This is a genomic window from Sinomonas sp. G460-2 (assembly GCF_047759905.1).
Lineage (GTDB): Bacteria > Actinomycetota > Actinomycetes > Actinomycetales > Micrococcaceae > Sinomonas.
The window spans coordinates 1-11,190 of sequence record NZ_JBKZWT010000109.1; the positions used below are offsets into that span (position 1 = coordinate 1).

Annotated in this window: 13 protein-coding genes; 7 read left to right on the forward strand and 6 right to left on the reverse strand. The window is 68.5% G+C overall.

Features of this window, described 5'->3' with window-relative positions:
* The 6 genes from ACLN58_RS11705 to ACLN58_RS11730 form a co-directional block, all read right to left on the reverse strand.
* Window positions 1-774, reverse strand: a 774-nt coding sequence (locus tag ACLN58_RS11705) for a dihydrodipicolinate synthase family protein (RefSeq protein WP_415855435.1), incomplete at its 3' end; no start/stop codon positions are given.
* Window positions 775-910: 136 nt separating this feature from the next.
* Window positions 911-1,780, reverse strand: coding sequence for an ABC transporter substrate-binding protein (locus tag ACLN58_RS11710; RefSeq protein WP_415855436.1), 870 nt, complete (start codon window positions 1,778-1,780; stop codon window positions 911-913).
* Window positions 1,781-1,846: 66 nt separating this feature from the next.
* Window positions 1,847-2,500: an amino acid ABC transporter permease gene (locus ACLN58_RS11715; protein WP_415855437.1), complete on the reverse strand. Its 654-nt coding sequence runs from the start codon at window positions 2,498-2,500 to the stop codon at window positions 1,847-1,849.
* A complete protein-coding gene (locus tag ACLN58_RS11720) occupies window positions 2,497-3,141 on the reverse strand; it encodes an amino acid ABC transporter permease (RefSeq protein WP_415855438.1) in 645 nt (214 codons plus the stop codon). Before ACLN58_RS11720 ends, ACLN58_RS11715 begins: the two co-directional genes overlap by 4 nt.
* Window position 3,142: 1 nt before the next feature.
* On the reverse strand, window positions 3,143-3,928 hold the full coding sequence (locus ACLN58_RS11725) for an amino acid ABC transporter ATP-binding protein (protein ID WP_415855439.1): 786 nt from the start codon (window positions 3,926-3,928) through the stop codon (window positions 3,143-3,145).
* A 215-nt stretch (window positions 3,929-4,143) separates the two neighbouring features.
* The gene (locus ACLN58_RS11730; protein WP_415855440.1) at window positions 4,144-5,061 is read right to left on the reverse strand and encodes a S1C family serine protease; all 918 of its coding nucleotides are present in this window, start codon (window positions 5,059-5,061) and stop codon (window positions 4,144-4,146) included.
* A 138-nt stretch (window positions 5,062-5,199) separates the two neighbouring features.
* Between ACLN58_RS11730 and ACLN58_RS11735 the strand changes: the two genes are divergently transcribed.
* The 7 genes from ACLN58_RS11735 (at window position 5,200) to ACLN58_RS11765 (ending at window position 11,170) form a co-directional block, all read left to right on the forward strand.
* Window positions 5,200-5,349, forward strand: a complete 150-nt coding sequence (locus tag ACLN58_RS11735) for a lmo0937 family membrane protein (protein ID WP_415855441.1) — start codon at window positions 5,200-5,202, stop codon at window positions 5,347-5,349.
* Between the two features lie 91 nt (window positions 5,350-5,440).
* Window positions 5,441-5,587, forward strand: coding sequence for a DUF5670 family protein (locus ACLN58_RS11740; RefSeq protein WP_415855442.1), 147 nt, complete (start codon window positions 5,441-5,443; stop codon window positions 5,585-5,587).
* A 132-nt stretch (window positions 5,588-5,719) separates the two neighbouring features.
* On the forward strand, window positions 5,720-6,625 hold the full coding sequence (locus ACLN58_RS11745; RefSeq protein ID WP_415855443.1) for a MurR/RpiR family transcriptional regulator: 906 nt from the start codon (window positions 5,720-5,722) through the stop codon (window positions 6,623-6,625).
* A 135-nt stretch (window positions 6,626-6,760) separates the two neighbouring features.
* Window positions 6,761-7,957 (forward strand): ABC transporter ATP-binding protein, encoded by a 1,197-nt coding sequence (locus ACLN58_RS11750; RefSeq protein ID WP_415855444.1) that lies wholly within the window; start codon window positions 6,761-6,763, stop codon window positions 7,955-7,957.
* Between the two features lie 81 nt (window positions 7,958-8,038).
* Entirely contained in the window at window positions 8,039-9,403 is a 1,365-nt protein-coding gene (locus ACLN58_RS11755) for an ABC transporter substrate-binding protein (protein ID WP_415855445.1), read from the forward strand.
* An 89-nt stretch (window positions 9,404-9,492) separates the two neighbouring features.
* Window positions 9,493-10,260, forward strand: a complete 768-nt coding sequence (locus ACLN58_RS11760) for a tyrosine-protein phosphatase (protein ID WP_415855446.1) — start codon at window positions 9,493-9,495, stop codon at window positions 10,258-10,260.
* 19 nt (window positions 10,261-10,279) lie between these two features.
* Window positions 10,280-11,170: a phosphodiesterase gene (locus ACLN58_RS11765; RefSeq protein ID WP_415855447.1), complete on the forward strand. Its 891-nt coding sequence runs from the start codon at window positions 10,280-10,282 to the stop codon at window positions 11,168-11,170.
* The last annotated feature ends 20 nt before the right edge of the window (window positions 11,171-11,190 follow it).

An 11,190-nucleotide genomic window follows, 5' to 3' on the forward strand; every position in this document is an offset into this window, starting at 1 on the left:
CTCCGTCTTGGAGTCCCAGCGCAGGAGCGAATGCAGATCGCGGTAGATCTCGCGGGCGCGCTCGAGGTCCGCCACGTTGCCCGACGTCGAGAGGCGGTACAGCTCCACCGTCGACTCCGGGAGCGCGTTCGGGTAGCCGGCCACCCAGCCGACGGCCCCGGCCAGGCCCATCTCGACGACAGTGTCGTCCGTGCCGATGAGCAGGTCCACCTCCGGCGCGAGCTCCTTGATCTCGTAGGCCCGGCGCACGTCGCCGCTGAACTCCTTGACGCCCACGATCAGGCCCTCGGAGTGCAGTCGCGCGATGAGGCGCGGCGTGAGGTCCACCTTGGTGTCGATGGGGTTGTTGTAGGCGACGATCGGCAGGCCCACGGTCGCTGCCCTGCGGTAGTGGTCCACGACCTCCTCTTCGTTCGCACGGTACGCGTTGGGCGGGAGAAGCATGAGCGCGTGGGCGCCGGCCTCGGCGGCCTGCTCAGCCCAGCGCTGCGTCTGGAGGCCGCCGTACGCGCCCACGCCTGCCATGACGGTGAAGCCCTCGGGGGCGGCCTCGACCGCGGTCGTGATGACCCGGGCGCGCTCCTCGTCGCTGAGCGTCTGATACTCGCCCAGGGAGCCGTTGGGGGCCACGCCGTCGCACCCCGCCCCCGCGAGGAAGCGGACGTGCTCGGCGTAGGCGTCGAAGTCGACGCTGTGATCGCCTGGGCCATTGCCCCCAAAGGGCAATGCGGTCGCGACGAGGACGCCGTGCCAGGGCTTGCGGTTTGCGGTCATAGTCAGGTCCTTTCGGGGAGGCGAGGGCGGCGTGCGCGGACGCCGCCCTCTGTGATGCGCCTCACGGCAATCTTACCATGTGACATTGCACAGATGGGAGAGGTGACGCCGGGGCTGGGCGCCCCGGCGTCGAGGGTCAGCTCGCGGGGACGACGTACTGCTTGGCCGCCACCTTGCCGAGGCCCGCAGAGAGGCCCGCGTCGGTGAGCAGCTTCGAGATGGTGCCGTCGGCGCGCTGGGCGGCGATGCCGTCGTCGAGCGCCTGCTTGAGGCTCTTGTTGCCCTTCGTGAGCGGGAACGCGGCCTCGGGAGCCTGGGTGATGGCGCCCACGCGGGCGTCCGGCTTGTCGTTCGCGAGCGAGACGGTGACGCCCTGGGCGCCCTTGAACTGGAGCACCTGGACGCCGTAGGCGTCCACATCCGCCTGGATGCGCCCGGCGTCGAAGTCGGCCTTGAGCTCGACGCTGCTCGGGTAGGTGACGAGCTTGTCGCCGAGGATCTTCTTGAGGTCCTCGACCCAGAGGTAGCCGTCGATCGTGCCGACCTTGCCGATCTTCTCGAGGTCGGAGACGGTCGCCGCGCCCGACTTCGACGCGATGCCCATGCCGTCGAGGTACGTCGAGGCGGAGAAGTCCACGGCCTTGAGGCGCTTCTCGGTCGCGTCGATCGTGCCGAGCGCGAGGTCGATATTGCCGCCCGAGATCGACTGGACCGCGTCCGCGTAGGTGGCCTGCTGGTAGACGGGGGTGAGGCACTCATCCTTGGCGATCTTGTTCGCGATCGCGAGGTCGATGCCGGCCGGCTTGCCGCTGTTGTAGCTGCTGAACGGCGGGATGTCGATCACGCCGATGGTGAGCTTGCCGGGCGCCACGGTCTGGACCCCTTGATGCTTCGGGGTGCAGTCGGATTGGGCGGCGGTCGACGAGCCTCCGCAGGCCGTGAGGCTCAGCCCGGCGGCGAGGACGACGGCGGCCAGCGCGCCGGAGCGCTTGGTGAGGGGTTTCATGGGTTCCTCTCGGTGGTGGGGTGGGTGTGATGAAGGAAGGGTGGGTGGGCGGAGTTGGAAGGGGCCTCAGGTGTGCTGGCCCAAGCGCTTCTCAAAGAAGACACTGATCCACGTCGCCGGCATCGAGATGACGGCGTAGCAGACGCCCGCGAGGACGAAGATCTCGAGGTAGTTGAAGTCCTCGCTGCCGATGTTGTAGGCGGACTTCATGAGCTCGGGAACGGCGATGGCATAGGCGAGCGACGTCCCCTGGAACATCTGGATAGCCACGCCCATGAGCCCGGGGATTGCGGAGCGCATCCCCTGCGGCATGACGATCCGGAAGAAGGTGTCCCGCTGCGAGAGGCCGAGGGCGTTCGACGCCTCACGCTGCCCACGGGCCACAGACTGGATCCCGGCCCGCATGATCTCGCTCGAGTACGCGGCGGCGTTCCAGATGAGCGCGAGGCACGCGGCCGTGATGCTGTCGAACGCGATCCCGAACTTTGGCAGGCCGTAGTAGAAGAGGTAGAGGATCACGAGGGCGGGCGCGCCTCGCCCGACCTCGACGACCGCGAGGGCGATCGTGCGGAGGATCAGGTTCTTCTGCGAGACCATGACGCTGAGCACGAGGCCCAAGGGGTAGCCGACCACGATCGACACGGCCGCGATCATGAGGCTCACGCTGAGCCCGGACATCATCTGCGGGAGGTAGCCCGCCCAGTCTGCAAGCCAGCTCATACGTGAATCGCCTTCCTCATGCGCGAGTCGAGGGTCCGGGAGAGGTAGGCCACCGGCAGGCTCAGGACGATGTACAGGAGGCCGACGATGATGTACGGCAGGATCCCCTCGACCGTGGGGTGCTGCCGGGCGAAGGACTGGGCCTGGAACACCATCTCCGCGACAATGATCGTCGAGGCGATGGAGGAGTCCTTGAGCAGGCCGACCAGGTACGTCGCGATGGAGGGCGAGACGATCCGGAAGGCCTGCGGGACCACGACGCCGAAGAACGTGCTGGCGCGCGGCACCCCGAGGGCGTGGGCGGCCTCGAGCTGGCCCTTCGGCACGGCCTGGAGGCCACCGCGGTAGATCTCCGCGAGGTAGGCGATGGACACGACGCCGAGGCCCACCATCGCGGCGCTCACCGGGTTGAACTTGAACGTCCCCACCTGGATGCCGAACTTGAGCAGGAAGAGCCACACGATGATCGGCACACCACGGACCAGGTCGACGAACAGCCGGCACGCGAGCTGGACCGGGAGCACGGGCGAGGCAAGCCCGAGTGCGAGCGGCACGGCCCCGAGGATCCCGATCGCGAATGCCCCGAACGTCAGGCCGAGGGTGAGGGGCAGCCCGTTGAGGACGGCGGAGAAGGGATCCATGTCAACGCTCCAGGACCGCGCGCAGGAAGCGACGCGTCCGGGCTTCCTGCGGGTCGCTCATGATGGCCCTGGGATCGCCCTGCTCGATGATCTTGCAGTCCGCCATGACGACGAGCGTGTCGGAGACGTCGCGGGCGAACTGCATCTCGTGCGTCACCACGACCATCGTCATGCCATCGGCGGCGAGCTCCCGCATGACCGAGAGGACCTCGAGGCCCACCTCCGGGTCGAGGGCCGAGGTCGGTTCGTCGAAGAGCATGATGCTCGGATCCAGGGCCAGGGCCCGCGCGATCGCGATGCGCTGCTGCTGGCCGCCCGAGCAGCGGCCCGGGTGCTGGCCGGCCTTCTCCTTGAGGCCCACTCGCTCGAGGAGCTGCATCGAGCGTTCGTCGGCCTCCGCCTTGCTGCGTCCCAGCACCCGCTGCTGCGGGAAGCTGATGTTCCTCAGGGCCGTCATGTGCGGGAACAGGTTGAACGACTGGAACACCATCCCCACGGTGCTGCGGAGCGCCGCGAGGTCGCGGGCGTTCACGGTCTTGCCCGGCTCGATGGTGTGTCCCGCCACGCGGATGGTTCCGGCGTCCGGGCGTTCGAGCAGGTTGATGCAGCGCAGGAACGTGCTCTTGCCTGCACCGGAGGGGCCGATGAGCGCGGTGACGGTGCCTGGCTCAACGTTGAGCGAGACGTCGTCGAGCACCACATGGTCCCCGTAGCGCTTCGAGATGTTGTCGAGCTTGATGCCGAGGCGGGGAACGAGCTTCGAGTCTGCTGGAGGTGAAAGAGTCATGGCCATCTTCCCTGGATGAATCACGAGGAACGGTGGTTCCGAGCGAACGCCGTGTGTTCGGCGTCACCAATATGTGCAATGGTACATGTCACATATTCAGAGTCAATGGCATGCGGGAAACAAGTTGGTTGCCGCGATCTCACGGCGGTGTCGGGGCGCGGCGCGCATGGCGCGCGGTCACCCTGGCGCGCGCCGCACTCTCATCGGCGCCGGCTTTAGTCTGCGAGCTCGGCCGGCCGGGCGACGACGTCGACCATCGCATCGCCGCGCAGCACGGTGATCTCCGTCCTCCGGCCGATCGCGTCCTCGAACATGTGCTTCTGCAGCGATTGGGCGTCGGCGAGCGGGGCGCCATTGATGGCGAGGAGGAGATCGCCGGGCCGAATGCCGCTCTCGGACGCGGGGCTCCCCGCCACGACCTCGGCGACGCGGAGTGCGCGGCGCCGGCCGGTGCGCACGGCCCACCGCTCGTCGAGCGGCGTCGGCACACTCACGAGGCCGAGGTAGGCGCGCCGCACACGGCCGTCCTCACGGAGGGAATGCAGGATCCGCCGCGTCGTCGCATTGATAGGAACCGCGAGCCCGAGGCCAACGCCGGCGACGGCGGTGTTGATGCCCACCACCCGCCCGCGAGAGTCGGCGAGCGCGCCGCCGGAGTTCCCCGGGTTGAGCGCGGCGTCGGTCTGGATGACGTCCTCGATGAGTCGCGTCGCGGTGCGGCCACGGGCAGGCATCGACCGACCGAGCGCGCTCACCACCCCAGCGGTCACGCTGCCCTCGAGCCCGAGCGGGCTCCCGACCGCGACCACGAGGGAGCCGACGAGCAGCCGGTCGGCGTTCCCGAACTCGGGCGGCTCGGGCACCGGGAGCCCGGTCCGCAGAACCGCGAGATCGGAGAGCGGATCCCGCCCGATCACGCTGAAGGGCCCGCTCATTCCATCGGCGAACATCACCTCGCCGCGAGCCACGCGCCCCACGACGTGCGCGTTGGTCACCAGGTGCCCCTCTTGGCTGAGTACGACGGCGGAGCCCGAGCCGCGCTCAGTCCTCACCGAGGCGACACGCGGGGTCAGATGCCGCGCGACCGTCGTCACAATCTCCGAGTAGGCGTCGAGCGCCTCGTCCTCACTCACAGGAGGAGAACGTGGCTCGAGGACCGCAGGATTCCCGATATCGCCCGAGGCGTAACGACCGTCGATTCCGTGGCGTTTGAACGATCCGGAGTGGGGTAACTCTTCCCCATCTGTTCGTAAATACGTTAGGAGACCATCGTGCTGCTATGGATCGCGGTCATTCTTTTCGTTCTGTGGCTGCTGGGATTCATTGCTCTCCCGAGCCTCGGCGGAATCGTCCACATCCTCATCGTGCTGGCAGTGATCGCCCTCATTGTCCACCTTGTCCGAGGGCGGCGAGCAGTCTAGGCCTACCGGGGCCGGGCCTCATCAGACCATGGCGCCTCGGGACGTCAGTGCTCAGAATAGTTCTCGAGTAGTTCCCTCAGAGGAGGTTGCCATGCTGTTGTTCTGGGCCTCGGTGATTCTTTTCGTGCTCTGGGTTCTAGGCGTGATCGTGGATATCGGGGGAGGCGTTCACCTCTTGCTGTTCATCGCGATCATCACGTTTATCGTGTTCCTCGTGGGGCGCCGCCGTCCCGCCTGAACCCCAGGGCCGAAACCGCCCTTTCAAGCCACCGCTGGGGTGGCGCGCGCAGGCAGATCGGGCGCGCGCGTCACCCCAGCCCCGTGAGATGAAAGTGAACATCTGTTTCACTTCGTCTGCTATGACGGGACAATGACCCAGCAACGCGCCGAGCCCCCGGTCGGGGGAACCCGGGCCTACCTCCAGTCGCTGCTCCCCTCACTCGTTCCGAGCGAGCGGCGGGTCGTGCAACTCTGCGTGACCGATCCGGAGGGCGTCGCGCAGATGTCCGTCTCGGAGCTCGCCCTGCGCACAGAGACGTCCCCCGCGACCGTGGTCCGCGCCTGCAAGCGGCTCGGCTTCGACGGCTTCCAGCACCTCCGCCAGTACCTCCTCCGCGATCTCGGCGCCGCCGAATGGGGCACCGCGAACGGCCACGGGGATCACAGCGGCGAGCCCGGCTCGACCGAATACGTGGTGAGCGGCATCTTCAGCCGGGCGGCGAACGAGATCCGCAGCGCTCTCGGAGCGCTCGACTATGCGGAGTTCGAGGCCGCCGCGAACGCGATCCGCTCGTGCCGCCGCCTTTTCGTCGTCGGCAATGGCGCGTCCCTTCCGCCCGCCCAGTCGATCGCGCTCCGCTTCCTCACGAGCGGGCGGGTCTGCGAGGCGCCCGCGGACATCATCTCCCAGCAGATCGCCGCGAAGCTCCTCACACCCGAGGACGTGTGCCTCGCGGTGAGCGACAGCGGCATGAACAGCTTCACGCTGCGATCGGCTCGGCTCGCGGCAGAACAGGGTGCCACCGTCATCGGGATCACGAGCTACGCCAAGTCGGCCCTCGCCGAGGTGTCGACGCATTCGCTCGTCGCCGGAGCCGAGTTCCATTCCTGGAACGATGAGACGGTCATCGGGAACATCGTGCAGATGCTCCTCCTTTCCGCCCTCCACGTCGTGTCGACGAGCAACTCCCCCGAGGCGGCCGCGGCGCACGCCGAGGTGTTCCGCGAGGTCCTCGCCATGGTCGAGGACGAGGACGCGCCGCCCACTCGGGAGTAGCGCCCGAAGTTCGCCGCGCCCCCACCAACGCTTATCGTGAGCGTCGCCCTCAGTTAACCAAGCGACCCCACCCTTCGAGGTAGAGAGTTTCCTAACGGCAAGAAGTTAGGAAACACAATTTCCTCGGAGGTGCCGATGGGCCGGCTCGTGCTCAACCAGGTCTCACGGTCGTTCAAAGACGTGAAGGCTGTGGACAACATTTCCCTCGTCGTCGACGACGGCGACTTTCTGGTCCTCCTCGGCCCGAGCGGCTGCGGCAAGACCACGCTCCTGCGCATGATCGCCGGCCTCCTCGACCCGACCTCGGGGACCCTCGAGCTCGACGGCCGCGACATCACCGACCAGCCATCGCGGCGCCGCGACCTCGCCATGGTGTTCCAGAGCTACGCGCTCTACCCGCACCTGAGCGTCGCCAAGAACCTCGCGTTCCCCCTCACCGTCCGGGGCGGGGCCCGCGCGGACGGCTCGGCCGGCAAGGCGACGAAGGCGGAGATCAGCCGTCGCGTGGCCGAGGTCGCGGACCTCGTGGACATCGGCTACCTGCTCGACCGCAAGCCCAAGGAGCTCTCGGGCGGCCAGCGCCAGCGCGTGGCCGTGGCCCGCGCCCTCGTGCGCGAGCCCAAGGCGTTCCTCATGGACGAGCCGCTCTCGAACCTCGACGCGAAGCTCCGCACCGCGACGCGCCAGGAGCTCGCCGCGCTGCACCGCCGGCTCGGCGCGACGTTCATCTACGTCACGCACGACCAGGTCGAGGCCATGACCATGGCCACCAAGATCGCGCTCCTCAACGGCGGCCGCCTCGAGCAGGTGGGCACGCCGGACGAGCTCTACGACAAGCCGGCCTCCGTCTTCGCGGCCGGGTTCATGGGCTCCCCCGCGACCAATCTCATCGACGCCCAGCTCTCTACCGCCAACGGCAAGATCACCGTCATGGCCCCGGACGTCGAGGCCGTGCTCTGGGAGGGCGGGACCCCCGAGCGCGAGATCGTGCTCGGCATCCGCCCCGAGCACCTCACGCTCAACGCGGCAGGCTCCGCGGCGGCGGCCCCGAGCTCGGGCGCGGCCCTGCGCGGAACCGTCGAGCTCGCCGAGAACCTCGGGCGCGAGCAGCTCGTGCACTGCCGCGTGAGCGGCCGTCGCATCACTGTGACGTGCCCGCGCGAGGAACGCTGGGAGGGGGGCGCCGCCGTCGTCCTCAGCGCCCGCGTCGAGCACCTCCACCTCTTCGACCGCGAAAGCGGTCGTCGCCTCGAGTGGCAGAGCGAGCCTTCCGCGAACGACGGCGCCGCCGCGCCGACCGCACGCCGGCGCGCCGAGGCGCTCCCCGCCTGAGACCCCACAACGTCCCGCCAGAGACCCCGCAACACCATCCCCCACCCAACCCCGTTCACCCACCCACCCTAAGGACCAAGCATGTTCGCACACCGTGCCCGTGCCCTTGCGCTCACCGCAGTCGCCGCGGTCGCAGCGCTCGGCCTCTCCGCCTGCGGCGCCGCGTCGACGGGCTCGACGGCCTCGGCCGTCATCCCCGAGCTCAAGGCAGACCAGAAGGTCGACATCACGTTCGAGAGCTACAACCTCGCCCAGGCCGGCGTCTGGAGCGACACCATCAACGGGCTCGTCGCCGACTTCGAGAAGGCCCACCCCAACATCACCGTGCACGCGCAGCCCCCGCAGGGCGGCGGCGCGGTCGGCTCGAACACGATCGGCAGCGTCCAGACCCAGCTCCTCGCGGGGCATGCCCCGGACGTGGCCCAGCTGACCTTCGACGGCCTCGACTTCGCCGCGACCCAGCTCGGCGCCCAGCCGATCAGCGACCTCGTGGGACAGGACGCCGTGGACCAGGCCCTCGGCGGCGCCCACCCGTTCCACCCGAACGCGAAGCACCTCGCCGACTGGAACGGCAAGACCTACGGCATCCCCTACGTCTTCTCGACCCCGGTTCTCTTCTACAACGCGACGGCCCTCGAAAAGGCCGGCCTCCCCGCGAACGTGGACCTCTCGACGTGGGACAAGGTCGAGGCCGCGGCGAAGGTCGTCTCAGCCAAGACCGGCAAGCCGTCCATCGACGTCGCCTGCACGAGCATCGGCGGCAACTGGTGCATGCAGGGGATCTTCAAGTCGAACGGCGCCTCGGTGCTCTCCGACGATCGCAAGACCATCCAGTTCGGCTCTGACGCCGCGGTGGACACCGTGACGAAGATGGCGGAGCTGACCAAGGACGGCGTGCTGCGCAACGCCGACTCGAACTCCCAGCTCGAGGGCCTCGCGAAGGGCGACTCGACCTTCCTCCTGCAGTCCTCCGCGGTGCAGGGCATGCTCATGCAGGCGGCCGCGAAGGGTGGCTGGCAGCTCAAGGCGGCTGGCATGCCCGGGTTCGGCTCCAGGCCGGCCGTGCCGACCAACTCGGGATCGGCCCTGTTCATCCTCTCGAGTGACCCCGCCAAGCAGCGCGCCGGCTGGGAGTTCATCAAGTTCATGACGAGCGACCACGCCTACGAGCAGATCTCGACGAAGATCGGTTACCTCCCGCTCCGCACGAGCCTGACGCAGCCCGGCGGCTCGCTCTACGACTGGGCCCAGAAGAACCCGCTCCTCGCGCCGAACCTCGCCCAGCTCGACCGACTGCAGCCGTGGGTCTCCTACCCGGGCAACAGCTACGTCCAGGTCGACGACATCCTCGGCAAGGCGATCGAGGCGGTCGTCTACTACGGCAAGGACCCGAAGTCGACGATGCAGGACGCGCAGAAGCGCGCCCAGGATCTCATCGCCCACTGATCCCAGGTTGCGCCGTCACCTCCGCAGGGTGCACACCCTGCGGACGTGACGGCGCAACGAAAGTCACCTCACCGATCAAGGACCCCCTCATGGCCACCGCGCCCCTCACCACCACGACGCCGCCCGCCGCAAACCCCGCGCTCCCGGTAGACGGCACGTACAACTTCCGCACCACGGGCGGCTACGCCGCCGGCGAGCGCACCGTCCGCGACGGCAAGCTGTTCCGTTCGGACGCGCTCCACCAGCTCACTGACGGCGGCCGGGCCAGCATGGCCGAGCTCGGCATCGCGACCGTGATCGACCTCCGCGACCCGAGCGAGCTCGCCTCGTCCCCGAGCGCCGTTGACGGCCTCGGGCTCACGGTCGAGCACCACCCGATCTTCTCGGCTGGGAAGGTCCCGAACGGCGAGGCCCTCACGAGCCTCGCGGCCGTGTACCGGACCATCGTCGAGAAGTATGCCGACCGCCTCGCCGGGGCCGTGCGCCTCATTGCCGACTCGGGCGAGCACGCGGTTCTGGTCCACTGCACCGCCGGGAAGGACCGCACGGGCCTCGTCGTCGCCACGGCGCTCCTGGCCGTCGGCGTGGACCGCGAGCAGGTCCTCGCGGACTACGCGACGAGCGGTCCGAACCTCAGCGGCCCGTGGGCCGAGGCCATGCTCGCGAACGTCGAACGATACGTCCCCGGCCCCGTCACGGAGTCCACGCGGGATCTCATCGTCGCGAGCCCGGCCCCCGTGCTCGCCGAGGCGCTCGACCTTATGGATGCCATGTACGGGAGCGCGGCCGGTCTTCTCGCCGCGCACGGCTTCGGCGACGAGGACCTCGCCCGGCTCCGCACCGTCCTCACCCACTGAAAATCGAAGGAGAACTTTCGTGAACGCGACCCAGTACCCCACCCCCGAGCACTTCATCCTCCACATCAGCGACACGCACTTCGTGGCTGACAACGAGCTCCTCCACGGCAAGGTCGACAGCGACGAGAACCTGCGCCAGCTGTTCAAGGACTTCGCGAAGGCCAAGGCCCGCCCCGAGGCGATCGTCTTCACGGGTGACCTCGCCGACACGGGCCGCGAGGACGCGTACACGCGCCTCAAGGCGCTCGTCGAGCCCGCCGCCGCGGAGATCGGCGCGAAGGTCATCTGGGTCATGGGCAACCACGACACCCGCACCCCGTTCCGCCGGATCCTCCTCGACTCCGACGCGGGCGAAGAGTCCGTGGACATGGTCCACGACGTCAACGGCCTCCGCGTCATCGCCCTCGACTCGACCGTTCCCGGCCACCACTACGGCGAAGTCTCGGACGAGCAGCTCGCGTGGCTCACGGACGTCCTCGCGACGCCGGCCCCGCACGGGACGCTCATCGCCCTCCACCACCCGCCGGTGCCGTCGACCCACGAGATGATCGCGATGTTCGAGCTCCGCGACCAGGCCCGCTTCGAGGAGGCGCTCCGCGGAACGGACGTGCGCGGCATCCTGGGCGGCCACTTCCACTTCTCGACGTTCAGCACGTTCGCGGATGTTCCCGTGTCGGTGGCCTCGGCCACGTGCTACACGCAGGACGTCAACGTCGAGCCGGGTTCGATGCGCGGCCAGAACGGCGCCCAGGCGTTCAACCTCGTGCACGTCTACGGCGACCGAGTGGTCAACACGGTCGTGCCGATCGGCGAGTTCGCCACGGTCTACGAGGTCACGGCGGAGCAGATGAAGGCGTTCACCCAGCTCAGCCTCGAAGAGGCCACAGCTCAGATGACTGCTTCCCACTGAGCGGAACAGGCTAGGAATCC

What these genes read in the sequence shown, in the direction of transcription:
- ACLN58_RS11745 (WP_415855443.1), top strand. Translation starts at nt 5,720, where the DNA reads ATGACCCAGCAACGCGCCGAGCCCCCGGTCGGGGGAACCCGGGCCTAC.
- ACLN58_RS11755 (WP_415855445.1), top strand. Translation starts at nt 8,039, where the DNA reads ATGTTCGCACACCGTGCCCGTGCCCTTGCGCTCACCGCAGTCGCCGCG.
- ACLN58_RS11760 (WP_415855446.1), top strand. Translation starts at nt 9,493, where the DNA reads ATGGCCACCGCGCCCCTCACCACCACGACGCCGCCCGCCGCAAACCCC.
- ACLN58_RS11710 (WP_415855436.1), bottom strand. Translation starts at nt 1,780, where the DNA reads ATGAAACCCCTCACCAAGCGCTCCGGCGCGCTGGCCGCCGTCGTCCTC.
- ACLN58_RS11715 (WP_415855437.1), bottom strand. Translation starts at nt 2,500, where the DNA reads ATGAGCTGGCTTGCAGACTGGGCGGGCTACCTCCCGCAGATGATGTCC.
- ACLN58_RS11720 (WP_415855438.1), bottom strand. Translation starts at nt 3,141, where the DNA reads ATGGATCCCTTCTCCGCCGTCCTCAACGGGCTGCCCCTCACCCTCGGC.
- ACLN58_RS11740 (WP_415855442.1), top strand. Translation starts at nt 5,441, where the DNA reads ATGCTGTTGTTCTGGGCCTCGGTGATTCTTTTCGTGCTCTGGGTTCTA.
- ACLN58_RS11750 (WP_415855444.1), top strand. Translation starts at nt 6,761, where the DNA reads ATGGGCCGGCTCGTGCTCAACCAGGTCTCACGGTCGTTCAAAGACGTG.
- ACLN58_RS11725 (WP_415855439.1), bottom strand. Translation starts at nt 3,928, where the DNA reads ATGACTCTTTCACCTCCAGCAGACTCGAAGCTCGTTCCCCGCCTCGGC.